We start from the raw sequence: 26,324 nt of genomic DNA on the forward strand, positions 1-26,324 counted from the left end.
TAAACGAATTCAGGTTCCTATTAAGACTCTTTAACGATCGATATGTTACAGGAAAAAATAAAAAATATTGTATTTTTTTTAAGAGAACCTGTTTCTTAATAGTTTACGCTTTTAATTTTTTGATAATTTTAACAATCAAATCAAAATCCTTTTTACAGATTTCTAAGTGTTTTGTTGTATTTTATATGTTTTTCATTTTCTCTAATTGATGAATAAGCAGTATCTTTGCTCACTTTAAAAATAAGTTTACATGTCATTATCACAAATTCTTACCCCTTCTATACAAAAAGCAATACAAGCATTATTTGATGTTACTGTTGATAAAATCGAATTTCAAACTACCAGAAAAGAGTTTGAAGGCGATATTACAATGGTGATCTTTCCTTTACTAAAAGTGATTAAAAGCAATCCGGTAGAATTAGGAAATAAAATAGGAAATTATCTGGTAGAAAACCTTCCTGAAGTAGCACGTTTTAATGTGGTTTCAGGATTTTTGAATATTGTAATTGCAGATCGTTATTATTTGAATTTCTTTAATGAAATAAGAGAAAATCTAAAATTTGGCTATGCAACCCCAAATCCGGACGATAAAGCAATTATGGTCGAATATTCTTCGCCAAATACCAATAAACCGCTGCATTTAGGACACGTTCGTAACAATTTGTTAGGATATTCAGTAGCCGAAATTATTAAAGCTTCGGGAAAAAAAGTATACAAAACACAAATTATCAACGATCGTGGAATTCATATTTGCAAATCTATGCTTGCCTGGCAGAAATTTGGAAATGGTGAAACTCCCGAAAGTTCCCATTTAAAAGGAGACAAACTGGTTGGTAAATATTATGTTGAGTTTGATAAAGCTTACAAAGCAGAGATTTCTCAATTGATAGCAACCGGAAAAACCGAAGAAGAAGCTAAAAAGCAAGCACCAATTATTGTTGAGGCGCAGGAAATGCTTCAAAAATGGGAATCCGGTGATGAAGAAGTAATCTCACTTTGGAAAAAAATGAACCAATGGGTTTATGACGGTTTTGCCATTACATACAATAACTTAGGCGTTAATTTTGATAAATATTACTACGAAAGCAATACCTATTTATTAGGTAAAGATGTTGTTCAGGTAGGTCTTGACAGAGGAGTTTTTGAAAAAGATCCTGATGGTTCTGTATGGATTGATCTAACAGATGAAGGTCTGGATCGTAAAATTGTATTACGTTCAGACGGAACTGCTGTTTATATGACGCAGGATATAGGAACTGCGATTCAGCGTGTAAAAGATATGCCGGATGTTGGCGGGATGGTTTATACTGTTGGTAACGAACAAGATTATCATTTTAAAGTATTGTTTCTAATCCTTAAAAAATTAGGCTTTGACTGGGCTTCCAGTCTATATCATTTATCATACGGAATGGTTGATTTACCTTCCGGTAAAATGAAAAGTCGTGAAGGAACTGTTGTAGATGCAGATGATTTGATGCAGGATATGACAGATACCGCACAACAAATATCAGAAGATCTGGGGAAACTAGATAGTTATTCCGCAGATGAAAAAGCAAAATTGTACAAAACAATTGGTCTTGGAGCTTTAAAATATTACATATTAAAAGTAGATCCTAAAAAACGTATTTTGTTTAATCCCGAGGAATCTGTTGATTTTGCCGGAAATACAGGTCCGTTTATTCAATATACATACGCGAGAATACAATCGATTATTCGTAAAGCCGATTTTGATTTTTCGGCAACAACAAATACAGAAGAATTGCACGAGAAAGAAAAAGAATTGGTAAAACAAATCGAATTGTTTCCGGAAGTAATTCAAAATGCAGCTCAAAATCATAGTCCTGCATTAATTGCAAACTATACCTATGATTTGGTAAAAGAGTACAACTCCTTTTATCAGTCTGTTCATATATTAGGAGAAGTAGATTTGACTAAAAAAGTATTTAGAGTTCAGCTTTCTCAAAAAGTAGCCGAAGTTATAAAATCTGCTTTTACATTATTGGGAATAGAAGTTCCGGAAAGAATGTAAAAAGTTCGAAAACAGAGAATACAAAAAAAGCCGATAGTCCTAAAACTATCGGCTTTTTTATAACTAACACAAACATTTTTATTTTACGAATTTGTCGATAATTGCATCAGATTCTGCTTTTGTAGCGGTTGGTTTTAAATCAAACAAAAGAGAATAAAGCGCTTTTCTATCTACTTTGGCTTCCAGGTTTAAGTCTTTATGTCTGTCAAAAAGCGTTTGCCATTTGTCACGAACATTTTTCCAAAGGGCATTGTTTTCCTTCCACCATTTTTGTCCTGCAATACATTTAATATCTGCAACCTTAGTATAAACATCAAATCCTTTTTCTTGCGCCAACAAAACATCTTTTCCGCTATCGTCTCTGATCAATTTGTCATTGTCTTGCTCATGATTCCATCCGGTAGCAGTAATTTCGTGAATGTTTCTTCTTTTTAAAACATTATAGTCATTACGTTTTGTTTGTTCTCTTCTTGGCAAAGGAGCATCAGCAACATTTGCCCAGTAATCTTGTCCGTCAACATGTACCCAAGTCGATGAACCTTCGTATCTCGGGCTATCATCTACCTGATACACTTTTTGAGTCCATTGTCCTTTTACTGCTTTTTTGTCCAGTTTTTTATATTTCCAGGAAGTGTTTTTATCAAATGAATATAAATCAGTGTTTTCATATAACCAATCTTGTCTCCAGTGTTTAATAATCATATCATCACTTACTATTAATAAGTGTTGCATTACAATTTTGTTTGGAGTGTCTTCCAGCAACTCTACCCATTCTAAAGCAGATTCGTGTTTTGTTTGCGAAGGTTTGTAAGTAAGCGAATCTTTAGGATACTGAAAAGTTTCGGCAAAATTAAATTTCACTTCGTAGCAACCACACATTGATTTGATTGACTTAATGTCCTGTTGCTTTTTGTCCTGACTGAAACCAAGGCTACAAGTCAAAGCCATAACGGCTGAAAAATAGAGGCTTTTTGAAATCATAACTTATTATTTTGTTTTTTATAATTTTTGCAAATATAGAGATTTTATTTAGAACAAATAAAAATAGTTTCTATATTTGCACGGTTATTAAGACTCAATAAAAATAATGAAAATAAAATTTACCCTTTTTACAGTTGTTCTTTTTTGTCAAATATCTTTTGCACAGGAAAAAGATACTACGGCTGTAAATAAGCTTTCGGAAGTGGTTGTAACGGGACAATTTGAACCACAGTCTATTAAGAAATCAGTTTTTAATGTTCGTGTTATTTCCAATCAGGACATACAAAATTTAGCAGCAAATAGTTTAGCCGATGTTTTAAATCAATACTTAAATATTACGGTAAGTCCCAGCGGAACAAGTGGGCGTTCTACCGTTTCGTTATTTGGCTTAGATGCGCAATATTTTAAAATTCTGGTCGATAATGTTCCGTTAGTTAATGAGGCAGGTTTTGGTAACAATACAGATTTATCGCAAATCAATCTGAATGATGTCGATCATATTGAGATTGTCGAAGGTTCGATGGGAGTTAGTTATGGTGCGAATGCCGTAAGTGGTGTTTTGAATATAATTACCAAAAAAACGTCGCAATATAAATGGGGAATCACAGCATCAGTTCAGGAAGAAACAGTCAACAACGAATATTCTCTTTTTGATCAGGGACGACATATTCAGGCTTTAAAAGTCTCTCATACCTTCAATAAAAATTGGTTTATTTCGATTGGAGGAAACCGCAACGATTTTCAGGGTTTTTTGAGTGATAAAAACGGAATTGACTATATCGAAAATGATGGAACGCGTGGTTATAGATGGTTGCCAAAAGACCAGATCAACGGTACAGCATTGATAGCATATCATAAAGATAATTTTCGCTTTTTTTATAAATTCGAATATTTAGACGAAAATGTAGATTATTATAACAGTACCGTACAATCAGGATTTAATGATGTGTTGGGATCTTATCGTTATGCAAATGACAAGAGATATTTGACCAACAGATATTTTCATAATTTAAATGCTACCGGTAAACTGTTTTCGCAATTAAATTATAATGTTTCGCTTTCTCACCAGAAGCAAGCGCGGGATGTAGAAGATTTCAGGTATTATTTATTTACAAAAACCGAAGCCAATAATGTTACTGTCAAAGATCAGTCGATGGAAGTACTTTATTCTACAGGAACCTTAAATAACTTTTTCTCAAGCAAAACGGTTGATTTGCAGTTGGGGTATGAGTTCGTGAATAATCGCGGATATTCGTTAGTTCAGGAAGCAAATAATATCATGACACCTGTTCGTAAAACACTTGAGAACTATGACTTCTTTGCCTCTTCAGAAATTATGGCAACAGAGAGATTATCTGTCCGACCGGGAATTAGATTTTCGGCTCAATCACAATTTGACAATCAATATGCTTCATCTCTTGGTTTAAGATACTTGTTTGATAAAGGAATTGAGCTTCGCGGTTCTTATGGAAACTCTTTTAGAACCCCAACGTTTGAAGAATTATATTCAAAACAAATTTTTGACGGACACTTTTTTACCGGCAATGAAAACCTTATTCCCGAAACAAGTACTTCGTATGAAGCCAGCCTTAAAAAAGGAACCACATTCTCGTCAGGAGAGCAACTTTCGAACACATTTGCCGGAAGTTACTTAAATGTTGATGACAGAATTGGTATGGCACTTATCAGGTTTAATCCCGATACAGGAAATCCGGAATATCAATACATCAATATCAGTAAATACAGAATGTGGAATTTCTCGACGATGAATCAATTCAAAAAAGACAATCTAACATTCAATTTTGGAGCTGCATTAATTGGAATTTCTCAGGAAATAAAAAACCAGGTCTTTACCTCAGACGATAAGTTTCTTTACTCTTTCAACTTAAATGCAAGTGTTTCGTATAAACTGCCAAAATGGAAAACAGTTCTTTCAGCATACTACAAATATAATGGCAGAACGCAACAGTTTATTCAGGGAACTGCTGCTTATACTTTGTCGACAATTGATGCAAGTAACTGGCTTGATGCAACTGTAAGACAAAATTTCTTCAAAGATCATTTTGAAGTTACCATTGGGGCAAGAAACATTCTTAATATAACAAACATAAATCAAACAGGGACGAATAACGGGGCAGCACATGCTGCGTCAAGCGAAGTAATGCTTGCTTATGGCCGTTCTTATTTTTTAAAATTAGCATATAACCTTAATCTTTAATATTAAATATAATTACAATGAAAAAACTTTTATTTTTATCAATAGCTTTACTTTCACTGGCAGCATGCTCAAGTGATGACGATACTCCGGTTGAAATTCCAACTGTTGGAGCAACATTAAAAGAAACAGTAGGCGGAGCAAATGAGCCAAATCAGGTTTATCTTGATTTAAGTGCTGCAGAATCTAAATCTGTAAACAGAGCAACTTGGGATTTTGGTTTTTCTTCAAACTCAGAATTTAGAGTAATCCTTAACGGTTCTCTTAAAATGGCAGCTAAAAAATTAGCGACTTCAGATATTACTTTACCACAAGTAATCGATGCAAATGTTTCTGTTGGAGCTGGAGAAACTCTTTCGTCAAACGGATTTGTTGATAACCCAACAGGAGTTTTGGCAGGTGCAGGAGCAGGAATTGGAACTTCGATTGCTGAAATTTCTGCTACAGATGCAGATAACAAAGTGTACTTGGTAAATCTGGGATTTGCTATTTCGACTACTAAACCGGCTGTTGGTTCAGTAAGTGTTGATGGTGATGCAAGAGGTTGGAAAAAAGTTAGAATCTTAAGAAGCGGAAATGGATATAAAATTCAATATGCGGATTTAAATTCTGCAACTTTTACTGAAAAAACAATTTCAAAAGATTCAGATTTTAATTTCTCATTTTTTAGCTTAACTTCAGGAAGTACTGTTTCAGTAGAGCCTGCAAAAAGTAAATGGGATTTGAACTTTACCACTTTTACCAATTACATCCCATCTCAGGATGCAAACAAAAATCCAACTGAAGTTACTTACGGATATGCTGATTTTGTGTCGTCTAATGCTAAAGGAGGAACACAAGTGTATCAGGTTTTGGTCGCTACAGGAGGAACTTATGCTGATTTTACAAAGACTAAAGTTGTTGAGGCTAATTTTACAGCATCAGTAACAGATCAAAGAGCTATTGGTTCTAACTGGAGAAGCGGGGGAGGTCCTGGTTCTTTGCCAAGTATTAGAACAGACCGTTTTTATGTGGTAAAAGATGGTGCAGGAAACTACTATAAAGTTAAATTCCTTGCAATGACAAATGATGCAGGAGAAAGAGGTAATGTTGCTTTAGAATACGCGATCTTAAACTAATAATCATAAAACGGGATAAAAGTTTAGTTAATCATTAGCTTTGTTTTTTTTATTTTTTTTGATAAAGAGGTTAGATAATTCTAACCTCTTTTTTTTGTTTTATTTATATGTTAAAAACAATCAATAAATTAATGTTTATTTTATCTTTGCGGATATTTTTATAAGGAATTACTAAGAATTTTTAATAAAAATATCCCAAAAGCCTTTCTTCAAATTTATAGCCACTAGTGAATACAAAATCTTATTTCTTTCAGTCTTTTGCAATTGTTGCGTTAGCATTCATAGCTTTCATTGGATTTAAGCAAATCTTACCGGATAAAATTTTCCCGGATAGCAAAGTCGATTCTAAAAACGTACTTATCGATAGTTTGCTTTTAGAGTCAGTAGCAAATGATTCTTTGGCACAGGAAGGCGATACGCTTACCGAAGACGAAAAAAAAGAAGCTAAAGAAAAAATAGTTTTTGATGCTTCAGAAGGAATTGAGTTTCCATCTGAAACCTTCGATAATTATAAAGGATATCAATATTTGGTTTCTTTCTATGAGAAACTGTATCAACTTGAAAACAACCCGCAAGCCAAAGTCAGGATCGCCTATTATGGAGATTCAATGACAGATGGAGATTTGATTGTGCAAGACGTTCGCTCTAATTATCAGGAACGTTTTGGTGGTAACGGAGTTGGTTTTGTATCTATAACCTCAGAATCTTCTGCTTCAAGAGGTTCTGTAAAATCATCTTATTCTAAAAACTGGAAAACGCAATCGTATCTAAATGTCAAAAAGCCAATAAGCCCTTTTGGCGTAAACGGACACGTCTTTTTTGCAAATGATAAAGCCAATTCAACCTGGGTTCAATACGAAGCAGGCCCTAATAAATATGCAACAACCTTAGACAATCCTACTTTGTTTTATGGAAGATCATCTAAAAAAGGAAATGTTAGTTTTATTATTGGTAAAGATACCCTGCATAAAAGCCTTGTTTCAAGTAACCTGATCAATACTCTAAAAGTGACTTCGGGAAGTATAAAAGCATTCAAAGCAAATTTTAATCATGCAGATTCAATTCCAATTTATGGTTTTAATTTTGATAACGGAATTGGGGTTCACGTGGATAACTTCTCTCAAAGAGGAAATTCAGGATTGCCAATCTCTATGTTCAACACCAGTGTAATGCAAGGATTTAATAATAGTTTAAAGTATGATCTGGTTATTTTGCATTACGGAACCAACGTATTAAACTACGGAACCAAGAATTATTCCTGGTACCAGAGAGGAATGACAAAAGCAGTAAATAAAATTAAGGAATCTTTTCCGGGAGTTTCTGTTTTAATTATATCAACAGCTGATAAATCGACGAAATATGATATGGAAATGAAAACAGATTCTGCCGTAGTTCCGTTGATGAAATCACAAAAAAGATATGCACTTGAAACGGAATCAGGATTCGTAAATTTGTATACCTTAATGGGTGGCGACGGATCGATGGTAAAATGGGTCGACGGAACTCCGGCAAAAGCCAATAAAGATTATACACACTTTAACCAGCGTGGTGCAAAAGCAATTGGTAAACTATTATACGACCAACTAAACAAAGGATACGAGCAATACAAAGTATTACGAGAAAATAGACAGACTGATGTTACTAAACGGAAAACAGTCCGAAAAACAAATACAGATTCCGTTTCTGTAAAAAAAGATAGTGTAAATGAATAAACTTATTATTTTCTTTTGTTGTCTTTTTTTCTCAACAAATGATAAAACGCAAAAGGCAGATTCAATTCCAATAACAAAAAATATGATTCATAAAGTCGATACAGCAGCGGTTGATTCTTTTTCTGAAGATGGAATCTATAATGCAAAAGTCTTAGAGCGTTTTTTTGAGAAATTAAAGTCGAACCAGGAATATAATAATCAGAAAATAAATATTGTACACATTGGTGATTCTCATATTCAGAGCGATTTAATGACCAATGAGATCAGGAAGAATTTACAGCAAAAATTTGGGAATGCAGGCCGAGGTTTCGTTTTTCCGTACCAATTGGCTCAAACAAATGGTTCCTATAACGAGCGGTTTTATTCGAATAGAAAATGGGAAAGTTATCGAAACATCCATCCCCATAAAAATGATCCTGTAGGTTTAAGCGGAATTGCATTGTGGAGAGATACCGGCGGATTTGCAATCGAAGTTCATATAAAAGATCCGGCGTATAAGTTTAATTCGATAGAAATTATTACGCCGCAAAACCAGAATATGTTTGATTTGTCGATCTCATCTCAAACCAAAACAATCCAATCAACAGAACGTAAAATAATTACGCATAAAATAAAAAAAGGCGAAGCTATTTCTACGATTGCCGATAAATACAATATTTCGATCGCCGAAATAAAAAGAGAAAATCATTTAAAGTCTAATAATATTCGTGCAGGAAGAACATTAAAAATTCTAACGAACGAAACAAAACCTAAAAACATTACCAGTTCAGAGTTTGTTTCTTTGTTGCTAGAAGCAGATGCAAATTCTCATTATTACCATTCTGAAAAAGCATTAGATAAAATTTTTCTGGTGCCCAATAAAGAAGCCTCAAAATATGAATTGAACGGAATAGTTTTAGAAAAAGATGCTCCGGGTTTAATCTATAATAGTATTGGTGTAAATGGTGCCAAGTTTTCAGATTACATCAAGTATCCGTTATTTTTTGAACAATTAAAAGCGTTACATCCGGAGTTATTCATTATTTCGTTAGGAACAAATGAAAGTTATGACCACATGGAAGATGCTGCCTATATTAGAGAATTGCGGGAGTTTATAAAAAATATCCGGGATCAAAATAGTGATGCTGCTATAATTGTCATGACCCCGCCACCTTCTTTACTTAAAGCAAGAAGGCCCAATGTTTATGTACGGGATTATGCAAAAGCAATTATTGAAATTGCAAAAACAGATGGCTTTGCCGTTTGGGATTTATATGATGAATTTGGAGGATTTGACGGAATTAAAAATCTAAAATCTTCAGGATTAATTGGACCGGATTGGGTTCATTATTCTAAAAAAGGATACGAAAAACAAGGGAACTTGTTTACAGAGGCGTTTTTAAAAGCATACGATAATTTTAAACTAAAAAATTAAGTTGATTACAATTGATAGCATAAATAATTGGTTTGTTCACAATTTTGGCACCGTTACTTTAGAACAGGCTAAAAGTTGGTTTATATACAATCCTGAAGAAAAACTACTGTTCAATACCGGGTTATTCTTAGGCTTATTTCTCGTTTTTTATTTTGTGTATGCCTTTTTACGCAAAACATTTTATTTGAGGCTAACATACGTTATTCTCTTTTCGCTTTTCTTTTATTATAAGTCAAGCGGAATTTACTTTTTGCTGTTGTTGCTGTCCTCGGTTGTAGATTACAGCCTGAGTCAAATTATTTATAAAGAAGCAAAAGACAGCCGAAAGAAAATTTATTTAGTCATCAGTGTAATTCTCAACTTGGGCTTACTGGGCTATTTTAAATACATGAATTTTATGATTGTTACCTACAACGATATGTTTCACGGTAATTTTCAGCTTCATGATATTTTTCTTCCTGTGGGAATTTCGTTTTATACTTTCCAGTCCATGAGTTATATCATTGAGATTTACAGAGAAGAAATTAAGCCTACAAAAAATTATATCGAATATTTATTTTTCGTTTCCTTTTTCCCTCAGTTAGTTGCCGGACCAATTGTTCGGGCAAAAGACTTCCTGCCTCAGATTTATCAAAAATTAAACCTGACAAAGCAAGATGTAAACAATGCATTGTTCCTGATCATTGGCGGATTAATCAAGAAAACGGTAATCTCAAATTATATCTCGATAAACTTTGTTGATCGTGTTTTTGACACACCAATGAATTATACGTCATTCGAAAATTTAATGGCATCTTACGGATATGCTATTCAAATTTATTGTGACTTTTCCGGATATTCAGATATGGCAATCGGAATCGCTTTGTTATTAGGATTCAAATTACCAGCCAACTTTAGAACACCTTATAAATCAACCTCAATTACAGATTTCTGGAGAAGATGGCATATTTCGTTATCTACCTGGTTAAAAGATTTCTTGTACATTTCTATAGGCGGAAATCGTAAGGGAACATTTGCAGGGTTTTTATTTCCAAGTTTATTCTTTTTCGGGTTATTGCTTTGGGGAATCTCTAATACAAACGAAAGTTTTATTCCGCTTGCAATAGCAATTGGGGCAATCGTATTGTTTTCTTTAACATTTTTGCTTTCGCAAAAGAAACACCAGACATTGGTAACCAATTTCAATTTGTTTACTACAATGCTTTTAGGCGGATTATGGCATGGTGCCGGAGCACAATTTATTATTTGGGGAGCATTGCACGGTCTGGCACTGGCGATTCATAAAATTTTTATAGAATTTTTCCCTTCTAAAAACGAAGGCAAAGGTTCCGGTTTTTTATGGAAATTGTTCTCAATCGTAGTTACATTTCATTTCGTAGTTTTTTGCTGGATCTTTTTCCGTGCCAGAGATTTTGAAACGGCCTTGCAGGTAATCAACAATATTGGTCAGTTGACTTTTGAGCCGGATCATTGGCAAGCAATAGTACTAGGATATAAAAATGTGTTTTTATTAATGCTTTTTGGATATGTATGGCATTTCCTGCCAGAAGTTTTTACCTCAAAAATGAAATTAGTTTTTGATAAAACACCATTAATAGGAAAAGCAATTGTACTGGGATTTGTATACTGGATTGTTTACGCAACAGCAGTTGCCGGTTCACAGCCTTTTATTTATTTCCAGTTTTAAAAAAAAGGTTCAAAGGTTCATAGCCACAAAGGCACAAAGGCGCAAAGTTTTTTCTTTGTGCCTTTTTTTATAATTTTTGCTCAAAGAAATTTAAAAAAGCAAATTTTGTGTCTTTGAGTCTTCGTGGCAAAACAAAACTCCGTGGTAAAAAATTGCGCTTAAATAAAAATTGCCTGAAATATCTAATTAGATTATCTTTGCACTTCAAATAAAGAAAAAATTATGTTTGATAATTTAAGTGATAAGTTAGATAAAGCCTTCCATATATTAAAAGGACACGGTAAAATTACAGAAGTAAACGTTGCCGATACCTTAAAAGAAGTTCGTCGTGCCTTACTTGATGCCGATGTTAACTTTAAAATTGCTAAAGATTTTACGACCAAAGTAAAAGAAAAAGCAATTGGTCAGGACGTTTTAACAACACTTCAGCCAGGACAATTATTGGTGAAGTTGGTAAAAGACGAACTAACAGAATTAATGGGTGGTGATGTTGCAGGAATCAATCTTTCCGGAACTCCTAGTGTTATTTTGATGTCAGGACTTCAGGGTTCTGGTAAAACGACTTTCTCTGGTAAACTTGCCAACTTTTTAAAGACAAAGAAAAATAAAAAGCCACTTCTTGTAGCGTGTGATATCTACCGTCCTGCGGCGATTAATCAGTTGCATGTTGTTGGGGATCAAATAGGCGTTGAGGTATACTCAGAGCCGGAAAATAAAAATCCTGTAGAAATTGCTCAAAACGCAATCAAACATGCAAAAGCAAATGGTTTTAATGTAGTTATTGTCGATACGGCTGGTCGTTTGGCAGTAGATCAGGAAATGATGGATGAAATTGCTCGTGTACATAAAGCAATCCAGCCACAGGAAACCTTGTTTGTTGTAGATGCAATGACAGGACAAGATGCTGTAAATACAGCAAAAGCCTTCAACGATATCTTAAACTTTGATGGAGTTATTTTAACGAAGTTAGATGGTGATACACGTGGTGGAGCTGCAATTTCGATTAAATCGGTTGTAAACAAACCAATCAAATTTGTAGGTACAGGCGAGAAGATGGAAGCAATTGATGTTTTCTATCCGGATCGTATGGCAGAGCGTATCTTAGGTATGGGAGATGTTGTGTCTCTTGTAGAAAGAGCACAAGAACAATTTGACGAAGAAGAAGCCAGAAAACTTCAAAAGAAAATCGCTAAAAACGAATTCGGTTTTGATGATTTCTTAACTCAGATACAGCAAGTAAAAAAGATGGGTAATATGAAAGATCTGGTTGGGATGATACCGGGAGCTTCAAAAGCCATGAAAGATGTAGAAATAGAAGATGATGCTTTTAAGCATATCGAAGCAATCATACATTCGATGACACCAATCGAAAGAAGCAAACCTGCCCTAATCGACGTAAAAAGGAAAGCCAGAATCGCTAAAGGTTCCGGAACCAAAGTCGAGCAAGTAAATCAGTTAATGAAGCAATTTGACCAAATGAGCAAAATGATGAAGATGATGCAGGGTCCGGGCGGAAAAAACCTGATGAAAATGATGGGAGGCATGAAAGGAATGCCAGGCGGAATGCCGAGATAGAGAAAAATTTATTTAAGGTTTAAAGTTTCAAGTTGCTTGGAATTTTAGACCTTAAATTTTTTAATTATATTAATAATAGAGAAGCAGTTAACTTCTCACTTTTAACTCAAAACATTTAACTTACAAGAAATGCAACTACTAGACGGTAAAAAAACAGCTGAAGACATTAAAAACGAAATCGCAGCCGAAGTTCAATCCATAAAAGATGCCGGAGGAAAAGTACCTCATTTGGCAGCCGTAATCGTGGGAACAAACGGAGCAAGTTTAACTTACGTAGGAAGTAAAGTAAAATCTTGTCAGCAAATAGGCTTCGATTCTACTTTGGTAAGTTTACCGGAAGATATTAGCGAAGAAGCTTTACTGGCAAAAATCAAAGAACTAAACGAAGATGACGATCTTGATGGTTTTATCGTACAACTGCCATTGCCAAAACATATTGACGAGCAAAAGATTTTAATGGCGATTGATCCTGATAAAGATGTTGATGGATTTCACCCAACAAACTTCGGGAAAATGGCTCTGGAGATGGAAAGCTTTATTCCTGCAACACCATTTGGAATCATGCAATTACTAGAGCGTTACAAAGTAGAAACTGCCGGAAAACACACCGTTGTTATTGGTAGAAGCCATATTGTAGGCCGACCAATGAGTATTTTAATGAGTCGCAAAGGAAACCCTGGAGATTCGACCGTAACCTTAACACACAGCCGAACTAAAAATTTAGCCGAATTTACTAAAAATGCTGATATTATTATCACAGCTTTAGGCGTTCCTGAATTCTTAAAAGGAGATATGGTTAAAGACGGAGTTGTAATTGTAGATGTTGGAATTACGCGTGTAGAAGATACATCAAACTCAAAAGGTTATGTTATAAAAGGCGATGTTGATTTTGATGAAGTAAGTAAAAAAGCATCCTATATTACGCCAGTTCCTGGTGGAGTAGGACCAATGACAATCGCGATGTTGCTTAAAAACACACTTCTCGCCAGAAAAATGAGAAGTGTCAAAAAATAATTTTTTCCAAAATAAATACAACCAAAGCCTATTCAATCGAGTAGGCTTTATTGGTTTATATACTCTGGACGGACTATCCCTCCCGCAACTTTGCGTTAATAAAATATCTATTCCTGCAAGGTTTTAAAAACCTTGCAGGTTTGTATTGTTTAGTAATGAATTAATGGAGTGTAGTCCCTACGGGACAAAAGACTATTGGATAATTATTTTTTACCAATATGTAATCTCTCCTAGATAGTCCGATAGGTATTATTGGTAGAAAGTAAAATAAATTATCGCTTCAAATATTTAATTTCCAGAAAAAACTTCGTTAAGAGTTACAGGTTGGCAGGAAAAGATATTTAGCCAACCCTGCAAATATCCCGATGGGATTAATGTAATAAAATCCCCTCGGGATTGTATATTTATAGAGATTCATTAATCATGTTTGTCAGAACCCCATTGGGGTGATATAGAAATGTCCATATTTAATTTCCAGAAAATACTCCGCTAGGAGTTACAGGTTGGTAGCTAAAATATATATTGCGAACCCCACAAATATCCCGTAGGGATTATACATTTTAGATACAACCGATCTATTAAACGAAATAAAAAAATCAACATTTACACTTGTCAATTCAAAATAAAACATAACTTTGCAGGACAAAGTACTTTTATTATGAATCAGAAGCACCAAGAAGATTTAGCCCATATTCGTTCCATGATGGAGCGTTCTTCAAGATTTATATCCTTAAGTGGACTCTCAGGAGTTTTTGCGGGACTGTCAGCATTGGTTGGCGGATTGTATGTTTATGAATTGTTTAAAGCTAACGGTATTGAGTATTTTGGCGGAGAGTATAGCACGATTCCTGCCAGTTTAGTATCTCACTTGTTTTTTACCGGTCTGATCATTTTGGCTTTTGCTTTTATTTTTGGACTTACTTTTACGATACGAAAAAGTAGAAAATATGACTTACCAATCTGGACTTCTGCTACAAAAAATATGCTGTTTAATCTAGCCTTTCCATTATTGGTGGGAGGTTTATTTTGTTTAGGACTTTTGTATCACAACATATACGGTTTAATAGCTCCAACGACTTTAATTTTCTATGGTTTAGCACTTGTAAATGCAGAGAAATTTACGTTTTCGGATATTAAGTATCTGGGGTTTTGCGAACTTATTTTAGGATTTATTTCTCTGTTTTATATCGGATATGGTTTGGTTTTTTGGATCGTCGGATTTGGTATTTTGCATATCTTATACGGATTAATAATGTTCAAAAAATATAAATAATCCACGCAATGGGAATCATTGATAAACTAAATAAAGATTTTGAAAGCCGCGTTAGATTGGGTATAATGTCCGTTCTGATGGTCAATGAATGGATTGATTTTACTGAAATGAAAAATCTTCTCAATATAACAGATGGTAATTTAGCCAGTCATTCCTCAGCACTTGAAAAATCAGAATATATAGAGATTAAAAAGGAGTTTGTAGGCAAAAAGCCCAAAACATCTTATCAGGTTACCCCAAGAGGACGTGCGGCCTTTAAAGAACACCTTTCGTATCTGGAAAAATTAATGAAATCGTAAAGACTATATTTTTTTATCTAAATACTTTGAAACACAAAGTACTTTTAAAATTAAAAATCATGAAATTGCCCTTGGAAGATTGTAGCATAAAAAGGCGATAACAGATTCAATGTCTAATAAATAAATTAAATAAACATGAAAAAACATCAGATTATTCTAGCTTGCAGTATAATTTTTACACTGCTTTTTTACAAGGAATCAGTAGGAGTAAACCTTTCTATTTTTGCACTTTTATTAACGGGTCTCATTTGTTATTCCTTTCAGGATCGGTTTACTCAAAGATCTCATTTGATCTTAGTTGTAACTTCGGTTTTGTCCTGCCTGGCATTTGCTTGGTATGGTGATTTTGTTTCCTTTTTGGCTTTGTCAATGTCGGTTCTCATTTTGCAATTTAAAACACAGGAATCAGAGCTTAAAGTAATACATGTTTTTCCGTTGGTATTCTTAAATGCAATTAGCTCTGTGGGTCGTATTTTTGTATTTAGTCAATGGCTTCCGGAAAAAAGAATTCACAATAATTTTGCTAAAAAGCTGGTTGCTTATTTTGTTATTCCAGCGATTTTTATTGTTGTTTTTTTTGCTGCCTATTCTTTTGGAAGCACTCATTTTTTGTCATTACTAACAGATTATACCTTAGATCTTGATATTATAGAAGTTATCGTTATAGGAATACTTGGTTTTTATATTTCATTTAGTTTCTGGAATTACTGGGTGCCGGATATTTGTTATGATAAAAATGCTTTGCTGAATAATGATTTTGATACTGGAGCCGAAATTAAAAATCAAAATACATTTTCGTTTCTTGATCTTGACTTCGAACGAAAAAGTGGTGAAATCACTTTAATACTGCTCAATTTTATGCTTCTGATTTTTATTATAACCTACAATTACGAACAATTTTTTGAAGCAAAAACTACATCAAACTTAAGCGCAGATACTCACGAGAGAGTAAATTCAGTTATCTTTTCGATAGTAATGGCGGTTGGATTAATTTTATTCTACTTTAAAGGAGGATTTAATTTTGATAAAAAAGCAGTGTGGCTTAAAAAATTAGCCAAAATTTGGATTGTCTTAAATGGTCTTTTAATTTTAAGTACGATCATTAAAAACTCAGAATATATTTCAGTTTTCGGATTAACCTACAAACGATTAGGAGTTTATGCTTTTCTGATTTTGGCGATTATAGGTTTAGTTTTTGTTTTTCTTAAAATTATGAAACAAAAAACAAATGCTTATTTGGCAAATCAAATGGTATGGTATTTTTATGGAACAGTTTTATTGTGCAGTTTTGTAAATTGGGGAAACCTGATTACCAATTACAATATCTCAGTAAACAAATCTGTAGAGCCTGAATTTTTGAGCAATTTGAATTTTAATGATGAAGTGCGAAAAGAATATTTTTCAAAAAATCATTTAGATGGTAAATTGATCGAAAGTTATAGAGAAGAAGAAATTAAGCAATATCAATACAAATCATTTCTCTCGAAAGCGTTGTATTATGATTTTGTAAATAATAAATAAAAGTTTACTGATAAAACCGTCTTAATATTTTATGAAGACGGTTTTTTAATGTCTAATTATTGTTTTAAAGTTTCGGGTTTTAAAAATAAAGGATACTTTTGCAGCACCTAAAAAAAACTTCTCCAATGGACGATTATTATTCGTTAGTATTAAATTAAAGTAGCTTTTTGAATTTTTCAAATTGCTATGATAAAACCCTGCAATTTTGAAATGAAAGCCTTTTACAAAAACAACAACGGATTAATCGAGACAAAAGAATGGACTCCAAACTGCTGGATTAGCATTGAATCTCCTTCAGAAACAGAAAAAAAATACTTGCTCGAAGAACTTCAAATTCCGGAAGCCTTTTATAATGATATTGAAGATATCGACGAGAGACCCCGCATGGAGTCTGAAGACGGCTGGAATTTGTTTATCATGCGTGTGCCTATAAAAAGTAATGATATAAAACTACCTTTTCAAACCATTCCGATTGGTTTAATTTTTAAAGAGGATGTTTGTGTGACCATTAGTTTTTATAAGACAGAAATAATTACTGATTTTGTACAATATACCAAGCGAAAAAACATCAGTATAAAAGACAACCTCGATCTGGTTTTAAGATTACTACTATCATCAAGTGTTTGGTATTTAAAGTATCTGAAACAAATTAATCAAAAGATAAAATTAGCCGAAGACAATTTGGAGAAATCCATTAAAAATGAAGAATTGCAGGCACTTTTGCAAATAGAAAAATGTCTGGTATTTTTTATTACCTCTTTAAAAGGAAACGATGTTTTGTTTCACCGAATCAAAAATATAAAAGCCCAGAGAGAAAACTTTGATCAGGATTTATTAGAAGATGTTGATATAGAACTAAGTCAGGCACAAGATACAGCAAATATTTACAGCAATATCTTGACTGGAATGATGGATGCTTATGCATCAGTAATTTCGAATAATATGAATAATATAATGAAGCAAATGACTTCGATTTCTATTATTTTAATGATCCCGACTTTAATTGCCAGTTTGTACGGAATGAACGTCCCTAATGGTTTAGAAGAAAGTAAGTATGGAATCTGGATTTTACTTCTAATATCAGTAACGCTGTCTTCTGTAGGTGTCTTTTTGTTTAAAAGAAGAAGATGGTTTTAATGATACAATGTTTTACCACAAAAAAAATTCCCTTTCGTTTTGGCAAAAGGGAATTTTTTTATGGAGCACTTATTTAGTAATCTCCTTTTTTCTTAAATCGGGGATCATCTTTTGAAATAAAATCAGTTCGTCGTTTTGGAACATCATCTTTGGATAAAAAATCGGTTCTTCGTCTTGGAGCTTCAGGTTTTGGCAAACTCGCTTCTTCAGTTTTGCTTGATGGCTCAATCAAATGATTTAATTCTTTAATTTCATCCTCCGTCAGATCACGATAGCGACCAACCGGAATATCAAGTGATATATTAATGATTCGAATACGTTTTAGCGCTGTTACATCATAACCCAGATATTCAGTCATTCGACGAATCTGACGGTTTAAACCTTGTGTTAAAATGATTTTAAACGTGAATTGGCTAATTTGTTCAACCTTACATTTTCGGGTTACAGTATCCAGAATCGGAACACCATTTCCCATGCGCTGTATAAAACGTTCTGTAATAGGTTTGTTTACCGTAACCGTATATTCTTTTTCGTGATTGTTTCTGGCGCGTAAAATCTTGTTTACGATATCGCCATCATTTGTCATGAAAATGAGTCCCTCACTCGCTTTGTCTAATCGCCCAATTGGAAAAATACGTTTTGGATAATTAATATAATCCACAATATTATTGCGAACTTCAAGATTGGTTGTACATTCAATTCCAACAGGTTTATTGAAAGCCAGATAAACCAATTTTTCATGTTTCTCTACAATCAGTTTCCCATCAATACGTACTTCGTCATTTGGCGAAACTTTAGTTCCCATTTCTGGTACAACACCATTTATTGTTACACGTCCTTCTTCAATCAATTTATCGGCTTCACGACGAGAACAATACCCTGTTTCACCAATAAATTTATTTAGACGTTTTAAATTCTCTTCCATACTGCAAAAGTAAGCAAAATTTAGACTTCTTAGAATGTTAGATTATTAGATTGTTGGATTGTTGTATTGTTGTATTGTTGTATTGTGAATTTTGCACAATCTGATTATCCTGAGGAACGAAATCCCGACAAAAGTTTATTAGTACACGGATGATGCGGATTCGCTTCGCAAAGACGCGGATTTAAACGGATTTTTTTTCTGATTTTAATTTTCGTTCTCAAGAGGGCAAACTTCCAGTTACTTTATCTGTAAAATAATGTCTAAAAAAAAACTTAGCAACTCAGAACCTTAGCAGCTTTAAAAAAAACCTTTGCACCTCTGAACCTCTGCCACTTTGAACCTTCATCGATGATATGATGTACTATCTGCGGGTGTTTCTTCCCGGGCAAACATTCCGTAATCGCGAACAACAGTAGCGATTCTTAAATGATAATCTTTAAAAACCTCATTTCTTCCCTTAGCTTGCGCATGACGGTGCATTTCCAGATTTCGCCATTGCTGAATACTTTCTTCATCTTTCCAGAAAGACAAAGACAAAACCTTCTCCGGATTGCTAATGCTTTGAAAACGTTCTATCGAAATAAATCCTTCGATGTGGTCCAGTTCCGGTCGCAGACTTGCTGCGATATCAAGATATTCTTCTTTTTTTCCTTCGTTAGGAATTACTTCAAAAATTACAGCTATCATAGTTATGTTATTTATTAGATATTGAAATCCAAATTTCTTTAGGCAATCTGGCATTCATCAAAGGTTCATATTTTATATTATTTTCTAAAAGAGTAATCGTTTTATGTTCCTTAAATAAAAAACATAAAGCTTCAGTAGCCAAATGAATCGAAAAATATTTTGCCAGACAATTATGACCACCAATCCCAAAAGTCAAATTATCATTGTTATTAAAACGTTCTGTATCAAAATTTGATGCTTCTTTAAATTTATCAATGTCACGATTTGCCGCTGCAAGAACAACGAGTATTTTGTCGCCCTTTTTTATTATTGTTTCTCCTAAACGAATAGCCGTATTTGCAACGCGTCTGGTGTTATGAATTGGCGGATCGAATCGCAAAGTCTCTACAATCGATTTCTCTATGGCAGCTTTGGCAGGAAAGTTATTATGTTCCATAATTTGTAATAATGAATTACTCAAAATTCCTCTGCCGGCATCGTAACTCTGGATAAACAATCCGATCAGGTTACTTGCAAATATTTTTCTGGTTTCGTCTGGCGAAAGAATATGCGATTCTGATATTTTACTTAATATAGGTTCAGTAAAATCTAACGATAAGAGTTGTTTTTCGACGATAGAAAAGATTGCTTCACAAACTTCATTTATCAATTTTACCTGATCTTCCGTTTTGTCCGGAAGCATTATTTGGACTAAAACCTCGATTTTTTTTAAAATAAAAACACAATCATTTTCTGTAAAACTAAAACTTTTCAGGATCACCAGAACAGGCAGTTTTTTGCATACAGAATCAACCCAGTCGATTTTGTCTTCGGTTGTATCATTTTGTAGCAATTGAGAAGTGATTGGGGCAATTGCAATAGCTTTCATATTGGTGAATAACAACATTGCAATTTCTCTGGTTACTTCATGCTGTATACCATTTGATAATCGGGTTAAATTGGTCAGGATATCTAAAGCATATTTATTAAGTTTCTGCTTATTATTTGGGTTTATTACCGGAATAAAAGCGTTAGGGTTTTCCAGAATTTCGACACAAAACGGATAAGAATAAATTGCCCAGATTTTATTCTCTTCATCCCAGTATATCGGGTTTTTGTCCAACATAGATTGATAGATCAAATAAGGATCGCAAACATCAGATTGCAGGAATAAAGAAGAGGTCATATTAGTATGTTTTTAGCAAAGTTATTTAACTTTACAAAAGAATACTTCATTCTGTATTTAACTATGAAAACTTAAATGGAAGATCAATTTATAAAAGCAGCAGGATTGATAGGAGATCCTACAAGGGCAGCCATTATGTGGACTTTGCTGGATGGTCGGGCTTTTACAGCTACTGAGCTTTCGATTGCAGTTCATACCTCTCCCCAAAATATGAGTATGCATTTAGGGAAACTTCTTGAAGCAAATTTGCTCTGTGTAGAAAAACAAGGCCGTCATAAATATTATCGATTCTTTAATAAAGAAGTCGCTTATGTCGTTGAAGCAATGGCAAATCTTATTCCGAAACCAGAGCGTTCTTTAAAAAAGAAAACCGGAGAATATCCTCCAATTAAATATTGCAGAACCTGTTACGATCATTTAGCCGGAAAAATTGGCGTTGCATTAGCCGATAGTTTATTAGAACAAAAAATTATTATCGAAAAGGATTCAGCTTTTGAAATTAGCCCCGAAGGAGAAAAATGGTTTTCTGATTTTGGGATTAATACCGCAGAAGCCCAAAAGCAAAAACGAATATTTTTAAAACCTTGTCTTGACTGGAGCGAAAGACGAAATCATATTGCAGGATCAATAGGAACATCATTATTAAATAAGATGCTCGAACAAGACTGGATTAGAAAAACTAAAGATTCTAGAGCCATAACAATAACAGGAAAAGGCGAAAAAGAATTCTTGAAATATTTTAAAATAATTGTTCAGACTTCTTAAAACTTTAAATTGTTGAATTATTTTGAATTCTGTAAATTCTTCCTTCTAAAAAAGACTTCGCTTCTTAGAACTTTAGAAGCTAAAAAAAACCTTTGTCCCTTTGAACCTCCCCAACTTTGAACCTTTTCTCTAAGAAGCAAACAAAAACTCAATTACCTTTTGATACAATTCATCATCATGCATTCCGTGTCCTAAACCTTTGGTTTCGATAAACTGACTGTTTTTCCAATTGCTGGCGATTTTTTTTCCTTCTTCAAACGCAACAACAGTATCAGAAGTATCATGTGCGATTAACCCTGAAACATTAAATTGTGAAGCGAATTTTTGACCGGAGAAATCCCCAATTTTAAAATTGAAACGGCTGATAAATTTAGTTTCCAGGAGCGAAAACATTTTAGTGTTTAAACTCAGCATCGCGATATAATTGTCTATTAAGGTCTTTAAATCTGACGGAGCTCCAAGGATCACCATTTTATTAATGCTTGTGTTTGGAAATAAATATTGATGATATACACAAGCTGCACCACCAATAGAATGACCGATAATAATGGTGGGTTGGTATTTTTCTACTGCTTTGTTTATAAATTCAGCATAAAGTGGGATATTAAATTCTTTACCACTACTTTGTCCGTGAGCCGGAGCATCAATGGCAATAATAGTGCTTCCTGATTGTTGAAGATGTGGTAATGTTTTTTTCCAGCGCGAAGCATTACTTTCCCATCCGTGAACGAGTAGAATTTTGGTTTCATTTCCTTTCCAGATATAGGTCTGGAAATTATGTTCGTTATGATGAAACGTTTCAGTTTCTGTATTTTTTAATATTTTGGGTAAACTTTCTTTTTGCAATCTCCCAACTCTGGGCTGACTAAAAAGGGCATAAGAAAGTTCAACAGCTTTTTGCGGACGGACGTAACTCAGGAAGTTAATATATGATCCAACTGATTTTAATGTAATAAAACGAATTCCTTTTTTAATTCCCAAAACTTAATTTTTTTCTAAAGGTAAAAAATGTTTTGCCACAGATTAAAATGATTTTCAAAGATTAGTAAAAAAGTTTTGCCACGAATTTCATGAATTCACACTAATTAATTCGTGCTAATTCGTGAAATTCGTGGCAAAAAAATAATGACAAAAAAAGTCCCGATAAAATCGGGACTCGTATTTAGAATTTAGAGAACAATTGCTCCATTTTTTCTTTTTCTTCTTCAGCCAATGCGCTGTCAACTAAAATTCTTCCAGAGTGCTCATCAGTAATGATTTTTTTTCTGGAAGCGATTTCTACCTGAGTTTGTGGCGGGATAGTAAAGAATGATCCTGCAGATGCTCCTCTTTCGATAGATACAACAGCCAAACCGTTACGAACACTAGTTCTGATTCTAGTGTAAGCAGCTAATAATCTTTCTTCAATCTGACCTGAAAACTCAGCTGATTTCTCAGACAAGAAGATTTCTTCTTTTTGAGTTTCAGCCATAATAGCATCCAATTCAGATTTTTTATGTTTTAAGTGCGAACTTTTAGCGTCTAGTTTTTCTTTTAAATTAGAAATAACTTCTTTTTTATGTTCGATAGAAGCTTTCATTTCTTTGATTTGCTTTTCAGCCAATTGAATTTCTAATTCTTGAAATTCAACCTCTTTAGTCAACGAATTAAATTCTCTGTTATTACGAACTGATTCTTGTTGTTTTGTGTATTTTTTGATAACCTCTTTGTGCTCATCAATCGCATTTTTCTTTGATTTGATAAGATCTTCAATAACCTCAAGTTCACTTTTCAGTTTCTCTGAACGCGTGCTTAAACCTGCAACTTCATCTTCTAAATCTTCCACTTCTAAAGGAAGTTCACCTCTCACGTTTCTGATTTCGTCAATTCTAGAGTCAATAAGCTGTAAATCGTATATTGCTCTTAACTTGTCCTCAACACTTAATTCTTTCGTATTCGCCATATTCTATAAGTACTTAACTGGATTTGTATTTTCTTCTGATAAAATGATGGCAAAATTAAGGATTTTTTTTCGAAGATAATCAACAATATAGTTTTTTGTATAGCGTTCGCTCTCAAAATGACCAATATCGGCTAAAAGTAGTTGGTTTTCGGCTTCATAAAATTGATGGTATTTTAAATCTGAAGTCAAAAAAGCATCGGCTCCGGCAGCGATTGCATTTTTTATGGCAAAACTACCGGATCCGCCCAAAACGGCAACTTTCTTTATTTTTTTGCCTCTAAAAGCAGAATGACGAATTCCGTCGGCAATCATTTTATCTTTTACAAAAAACAGAAAATCCTTTTCGTCCATTTCTCTTTCCAGTTCACCAACCATTCCCAAACCAATATTCTGATGTGAATTTTGCAAGTCATAAACTTCATAAGCCACTTCTTCATAAATATGATTAGCAAAAAGAGCTTTTAGGATTTTAGATTGTAACTGTTTTTCAAAAACGACTTCGATTTTTATTTCGGTTCCCGTATGTAATTTTCCTTTTTCTCCAATTACAGGATTACTGTCCTCATTTCCCTGAAAAGTAAAAAAGCCTTCAGTATTAAAACTGCAATTGTCATAATTGCCAATCGTTCCTGCACCGGCCTGAAACATGGCATTTCGAACTTTATCAGAATTATCAGGAGTCGTATAAGTAACTAGTTTTTTGATGAAATTCTGTTTCGGAATTAAAACTTTAGTATTTGTTAAGCTCAAAGCATCGCAAAATATTTTATTAACACCAGCCGAATGATTGTCCAGAGCAGTATGAACAGCATAAATCGCAATGTCGTTTTTGATCGCTTTTAAAATTGCACGTTCGACATAATTTTTCCCCGTTATTTTTTTAATTCCGGAGAATAAAATCGGGTGAAAACAAACTACCAGATTACAGTTTTTAGCAATAGCTTCTTCGATTACATTTTCTAAAGCATCGTGACAAACTAAAACTCCTGTGCTTTCTGTTTCAGCGTCACCTACCAAAAGGCCAACATTGTCAAAATCTTCGGCGTAAGCCAAAGGTGCCATTTCTTCAAGAACTGTTAATATTTCTTTGATTTTCATTTTTTTGCTTTTTGTTTCAGGTTTGATTTGTTTCAAGTTTCATGTTGTTGAGAAAATCTTGAAACTTAGAATCTGAAAGGAATTCATAAAACAAATTAACGAAAAATATTATATCTGGTAACACTTATTGATACTAATGGTAATACTTATTGTTACTAGTGGTATTACATTATATTACTAATAGTATCAATTTTGTATCTTTGTGTTTAAATCAAGAATCATGAAAACGCTAACCATAAAAATAAACGAACGAACTAAGATAGGGAAAGCCTTTATCGCCATGTTTGATAGTTTTAAAGGTTTTGAGGAAATTGAAATTATTGAAACAGATGCTTATGGACAAGTTAACGAGGAACCAAGTATCTATAGTCCAGAATTTATTGAAAAAGTTAAAAAAGCAGAAGAAAATATTAAAAATGGCGAAACTACAACGCTAGATCCGAAAGATATATGGGGAAGTTTAGGGTTGAAGTAACTAAAATCGCAAATCAAGATATTGAAAAACATAAAAAATCAGGAAATAAAATTTCGATAAAGAATATTGCTAAAATTTTAATTGAACTGTCAGAAAATCCAGATCAGGGTTTTGGAAATCCAGAACAATTAAAACATGAATATTCAGGTCTTTGGTCAAGACGCATTAATCAAAAAGATCGATTAGTTTATCGTATTGAAGACGAACTTGTAATCGTTTTTGTGATTTCTGCAATGGGACATTATTCAGATAAATAACTTTATGAAATTACTTCGAAAAATACTTTTCCCGTTTGCCATTTTATACGGATTCATAACTACAATCAGGAACCTTCTTTTTGACAAAGGAATTCTAAAATCGAATTCATTTGATATTCCTGTTATTGCGGTTGGAAACCTAAGTGTTGGCGGAACCGGAAAAACTCCTCAAATAGAATATCTTATCAGATTACTTTCAGTCCAATATAAAGTGGCGACCTTAAGCCGTGGTTATAAACGTAAATCAGAAGGTTTTGTATTGGCCAGTTCAACTTCAAATGCTGAAATTTTAGGTGATGAACCCTTTCAGTTTTATCAAAAATTTCCCAATATTCAGGTAGCAGTTGATGCTGACAGAACAAACGGAATCACACAATTGCTTTCGCAAAATAAAAAGCCACAAGTAATTTTATTAGACGATGCATATCAGCATCGAAAAGTAAAAGCAGGATTTTATATTTTGCTAAGCTCTTATGACGATTTATATGCAGATGATTTTATGTTGCCAACAGGTAATTTGCGCGAAAGCAGGAGTGGAGCCAACAGAGCAAATATTGTAATTGTAACCAAATGTCCAAAAGATTTATCAGAGATAAAGCAAGAGGAGATTCGTTTGAAATTAAAAGTTTCTTGTTCGCAACAAATCTACTTTACGTTTATAGATTATGATGATGCCATATATGGTAAGGATGAAAAAATAGCAGTGAATACAATCAAAAAGGAGTCGAAATTACTTCTTGCAGGAATTGCAAAACCAACACCCTTTTTTGAGTATCTGAAAAGTGAAAATGACGAATGTTTAACTTTTCCGGATCATCATAATTTCTCTGATTCAGATTTAGAAACCATTCAAAAGAAAGCTCAAAATAAAAAAATCATCACTACAGAAAAAGATTATGTTCGCCTAAAAGATGTTGAAGTACTCTCGCAATTATATTACTTGCCTATAAAAAGTACCTTTATCAAGCACCAGCAAAATTTTGATGCCACAATTTTAGAATATGTCAAAGTCAATTTAGATTCGTAGCGACTTAA

General features: G+C 33.6%; 23 protein-coding genes. 16 read left to right on the forward strand and 7 right to left on the reverse strand.

Going from position 1 to position 26,324, the window contains the following annotated elements:
• The first annotated feature begins 250 nt into the window (after positions 1–250).
• The gene (gene argS / locus B0A64_RS05305) at positions 251–2,029 is read left to right on the forward strand and encodes an arginine--tRNA ligase (protein ID WP_089478478.1); all 1,779 of its coding nucleotides are present in this window, start codon (positions 251–253) and stop codon (positions 2,027–2,029) included.
• 78 nt (positions 2,030–2,107) lie between these two features.
• On the opposite strand, the gene B0A64_RS05310 is transcribed toward argS, so the two are convergent.
• Positions 2,108–3,010 (reverse strand): DUF6607 family protein, encoded by a 903-nt coding sequence (locus B0A64_RS05310; protein WP_089478479.1) that lies wholly within the window; start codon positions 3,008–3,010, stop codon positions 2,108–2,110.
• Between the two features lie 106 nt (positions 3,011–3,116).
• On the opposite strand from B0A64_RS05310, the gene B0A64_RS05315 reads away from it, so the two are divergent.
• The 11 genes from B0A64_RS05315 to B0A64_RS05365 all read left to right on the forward strand — a co-directional run bounded on the left by B0A64_RS05315 (position 3,117) and on the right by B0A64_RS05365 (position 17,975).
• A complete protein-coding gene (locus B0A64_RS05315; protein WP_089478480.1) occupies positions 3,117–5,228 on the forward strand; it encodes a TonB-dependent receptor plug domain-containing protein in 2,112 nt (703 codons plus the stop codon).
• 17 nt (positions 5,229–5,245) lie between these two features.
• Positions 5,246–6,343, forward strand: coding sequence for an HmuY family protein (locus tag B0A64_RS05320; protein WP_089478481.1), 1,098 nt, complete (start codon positions 5,246–5,248; stop codon positions 6,341–6,343).
• A gap of 227 nt (positions 6,344–6,570) precedes the next feature.
• Positions 6,571–8,055 carry an SGNH/GDSL hydrolase family protein gene (locus tag B0A64_RS05325; RefSeq protein WP_089478482.1) on the forward strand — a complete coding sequence of 495 codons (1,485 nt, stop codon included), beginning with the start codon at positions 6,571–6,573 and terminating at the stop codon, positions 8,053–8,055.
• 82 nt (positions 8,056–8,137) lie between these two features.
• The gene (locus tag B0A64_RS05330; RefSeq protein WP_244285352.1) at positions 8,138–9,469 is read left to right on the forward strand and encodes a GDSL-type esterase/lipase family protein; all 1,332 of its coding nucleotides are present in this window, start codon (positions 8,138–8,140) and stop codon (positions 9,467–9,469) included.
• 1 nt (position 9,470) lies between these two features.
• Complete coding sequence (locus B0A64_RS05335; protein ID WP_089478484.1) at positions 9,471–11,156, forward strand: MBOAT family O-acyltransferase; 1,686 nt, start codon at positions 9,471–9,473, stop codon at positions 11,154–11,156.
• A 222-nt stretch (positions 11,157–11,378) separates the two neighbouring features.
• A complete protein-coding gene (gene ffh, locus B0A64_RS05340; RefSeq protein WP_089478485.1) occupies positions 11,379–12,731 on the forward strand; it encodes a signal recognition particle protein in 1,353 nt (450 codons plus the stop codon).
• Positions 12,732–12,860: 129 nt separating this feature from the next.
• Entirely contained in the window at positions 12,861–13,745 is an 885-nt protein-coding gene (locus B0A64_RS05345) for a bifunctional 5,10-methylenetetrahydrofolate dehydrogenase/5,10-methenyltetrahydrofolate cyclohydrolase (protein ID WP_089478486.1), read from the forward strand.
• 658 nt (positions 13,746–14,403) lie between these two features.
• Entirely contained in the window at positions 14,404–15,018 is a 615-nt protein-coding gene (locus B0A64_RS05350) for a hypothetical protein (protein ID WP_089478487.1), read from the forward strand.
• A gap of 8 nt (positions 15,019–15,026) precedes the next feature.
• Positions 15,027–15,317: a winged helix-turn-helix domain-containing protein gene (locus B0A64_RS05355; RefSeq protein ID WP_089478488.1), complete on the forward strand. Its 291-nt coding sequence runs from the start codon at positions 15,027–15,029 to the stop codon at positions 15,315–15,317.
• A 135-nt stretch (positions 15,318–15,452) separates the two neighbouring features.
• On the forward strand, positions 15,453–16,838 hold the full coding sequence (locus tag B0A64_RS05360; protein WP_089478489.1) for a DUF4153 domain-containing protein: 1,386 nt from the start codon (positions 15,453–15,455) through the stop codon (positions 16,836–16,838).
• A gap of 210 nt (positions 16,839–17,048) precedes the next feature.
• Positions 17,049–17,975, forward strand: coding sequence for a magnesium transporter CorA family protein (locus B0A64_RS05365; RefSeq protein WP_089478549.1), 927 nt, complete (start codon positions 17,049–17,051; stop codon positions 17,973–17,975).
• A 73-nt stretch (positions 17,976–18,048) separates the two neighbouring features.
• Here B0A64_RS05365 and rluF read toward each other — a convergent pair whose 3' ends face one another.
• The 3 genes from rluF to B0A64_RS05380 form a co-directional block, all read right to left on the reverse strand.
• Positions 18,049–18,900: a 23S rRNA pseudouridine(2604) synthase RluF gene (gene rluF, locus B0A64_RS05370; RefSeq protein WP_089478490.1), complete on the reverse strand. Its 852-nt coding sequence runs from the start codon at positions 18,898–18,900 to the stop codon at positions 18,049–18,051.
• 342 nt (positions 18,901–19,242) lie between these two features.
• Complete coding sequence (locus B0A64_RS05375; protein ID WP_089478491.1) at positions 19,243–19,587, reverse strand: antibiotic biosynthesis monooxygenase family protein; 345 nt, start codon at positions 19,585–19,587, stop codon at positions 19,243–19,245.
• Positions 19,588–19,594: 7 nt separating this feature from the next.
• The gene (locus tag B0A64_RS05380; RefSeq protein WP_089478492.1) at positions 19,595–20,752 is read right to left on the reverse strand and encodes a cytochrome P450; all 1,158 of its coding nucleotides are present in this window, start codon (positions 20,750–20,752) and stop codon (positions 19,595–19,597) included.
• A gap of 75 nt (positions 20,753–20,827) precedes the next feature.
• Here B0A64_RS05380 and B0A64_RS05385 point away from each other — a divergent pair, with 75 nt between their 5' ends.
• The gene (locus B0A64_RS05385) at positions 20,828–21,517 is read left to right on the forward strand and encodes an ArsR/SmtB family transcription factor (RefSeq protein ID WP_089478493.1); all 690 of its coding nucleotides are present in this window, start codon (positions 20,828–20,830) and stop codon (positions 21,515–21,517) included.
• Positions 21,518–21,646: 129 nt separating this feature from the next.
• On the opposite strand, the gene B0A64_RS05390 is transcribed toward B0A64_RS05385, so the two are convergent.
• The 3 genes from B0A64_RS05390 to B0A64_RS05400 all read right to left on the reverse strand — a co-directional run bounded on the left by B0A64_RS05390 (position 21,647) and on the right by B0A64_RS05400 (position 24,557).
• A complete protein-coding gene (locus B0A64_RS05390; RefSeq protein ID WP_089478494.1) occupies positions 21,647–22,498 on the reverse strand; it encodes an alpha/beta fold hydrolase in 852 nt (283 codons plus the stop codon).
• Between the two features lie 181 nt (positions 22,499–22,679).
• On the reverse strand, positions 22,680–23,459 hold the full coding sequence (locus B0A64_RS05395; protein ID WP_055093298.1) for a zinc ribbon domain-containing protein: 780 nt from the start codon (positions 23,457–23,459) through the stop codon (positions 22,680–22,682).
• A 3-nt stretch (positions 23,460–23,462) separates the two neighbouring features.
• On the reverse strand, positions 23,463–24,557 hold the full coding sequence (locus B0A64_RS05400; RefSeq protein ID WP_089478550.1) for a Nif3-like dinuclear metal center hexameric protein: 1,095 nt from the start codon (positions 24,555–24,557) through the stop codon (positions 23,463–23,465).
• A 220-nt stretch (positions 24,558–24,777) separates the two neighbouring features.
• Here B0A64_RS05400 and B0A64_RS05405 point away from each other — a divergent pair, with 220 nt between their 5' ends.
• The 3 genes from B0A64_RS05405 to lpxK are packed head-to-tail and all read left to right on the forward strand — an operon-like array spanning position 24,778 to position 26,316.
• Complete coding sequence (locus tag B0A64_RS05405) at positions 24,778–25,032, forward strand: DUF2683 family protein (RefSeq protein ID WP_089478495.1); 255 nt, start codon at positions 24,778–24,780, stop codon at positions 25,030–25,032.
• Positions 25,008–25,289 (forward strand): Txe/YoeB family addiction module toxin, encoded by a 282-nt coding sequence (locus B0A64_RS05410; RefSeq protein ID WP_089478496.1) that lies wholly within the window; start codon positions 25,008–25,010, stop codon positions 25,287–25,289. The genes B0A64_RS05405 and B0A64_RS05410 overlap by 25 nt, the downstream gene beginning before the upstream one ends.
• A gap of 4 nt (positions 25,290–25,293) precedes the next feature.
• Positions 25,294–26,316, forward strand: a complete 1,023-nt coding sequence (gene lpxK, locus B0A64_RS05415) for a tetraacyldisaccharide 4'-kinase (protein WP_089478497.1) — start codon at positions 25,294–25,296, stop codon at positions 26,314–26,316.
• The last annotated feature ends 8 nt before the right edge of the window (positions 26,317–26,324 follow it).

This window comes from Flavobacterium araucananum (assembly GCF_002222055.1).
Lineage (GTDB): Bacteria > Bacteroidota > Bacteroidia > Flavobacteriales > Flavobacteriaceae > Flavobacterium > Flavobacterium araucananum.

Coding starts and splice junctions, on each gene's coding strand:
- argS (WP_089478478.1), top strand. CDS start 251: ATGTCATTATCACAAATTCTTACCCCTTCTATACAAAAAGCAATACAA.
- B0A64_RS05310 (WP_089478479.1), bottom strand. CDS start 3,010: ATGATTTCAAAAAGCCTCTATTTTTCAGCCGTTATGGCTTTGACTTGT.
- B0A64_RS05315 (WP_089478480.1), top strand. CDS start 3,117: ATGAAAATAAAATTTACCCTTTTTACAGTTGTTCTTTTTTGTCAAATA.
- B0A64_RS05320 (WP_089478481.1), top strand. CDS start 5,246: ATGAAAAAACTTTTATTTTTATCAATAGCTTTACTTTCACTGGCAGCA.
- B0A64_RS05330 (WP_244285352.1), top strand. CDS start 8,138: ATGATTCATAAAGTCGATACAGCAGCGGTTGATTCTTTTTCTGAAGAT.
- ffh (WP_089478485.1), top strand. CDS start 11,379: ATGTTTGATAATTTAAGTGATAAGTTAGATAAAGCCTTCCATATATTA.
- B0A64_RS05345 (WP_089478486.1), top strand. CDS start 12,861: ATGCAACTACTAGACGGTAAAAAAACAGCTGAAGACATTAAAAACGAA.
- B0A64_RS05350 (WP_089478487.1), top strand. CDS start 14,404: ATGAATCAGAAGCACCAAGAAGATTTAGCCCATATTCGTTCCATGATG.
- B0A64_RS05355 (WP_089478488.1), top strand. CDS start 15,027: ATGGGAATCATTGATAAACTAAATAAAGATTTTGAAAGCCGCGTTAGA.
- B0A64_RS05360 (WP_089478489.1), top strand. CDS start 15,453: ATGAAAAAACATCAGATTATTCTAGCTTGCAGTATAATTTTTACACTG.
- B0A64_RS05365 (WP_089478549.1), top strand. CDS start 17,049: ATGAAAGCCTTTTACAAAAACAACAACGGATTAATCGAGACAAAAGAA.
- rluF (WP_089478490.1), bottom strand. CDS start 18,900: ATGGAAGAGAATTTAAAACGTCTAAATAAATTTATTGGTGAAACAGGG.
- B0A64_RS05375 (WP_089478491.1), bottom strand. CDS start 19,587: ATGATAGCTGTAATTTTTGAAGTAATTCCTAACGAAGGAAAAAAAGAA.
- B0A64_RS05380 (WP_089478492.1), bottom strand. CDS start 20,752: ATGACCTCTTCTTTATTCCTGCAATCTGATGTTTGCGATCCTTATTTG.
- B0A64_RS05385 (WP_089478493.1), top strand. CDS start 20,828: ATGGAAGATCAATTTATAAAAGCAGCAGGATTGATAGGAGATCCTACA.
- B0A64_RS05395 (WP_055093298.1), bottom strand. CDS start 23,459: ATGGCGAATACGAAAGAATTAAGTGTTGAGGACAAGTTAAGAGCAATA.
- B0A64_RS05400 (WP_089478550.1), bottom strand. CDS start 24,557: ATGAAAATCAAAGAAATATTAACAGTTCTTGAAGAAATGGCACCTTTG.
- B0A64_RS05405 (WP_089478495.1), top strand. CDS start 24,778: ATGAAAACGCTAACCATAAAAATAAACGAACGAACTAAGATAGGGAAA.
- B0A64_RS05410 (WP_089478496.1), top strand. CDS start 25,008: ATGGGGAAGTTTAGGGTTGAAGTAACTAAAATCGCAAATCAAGATATT.
- lpxK (WP_089478497.1), top strand. CDS start 25,294: ATGAAATTACTTCGAAAAATACTTTTCCCGTTTGCCATTTTATACGGA.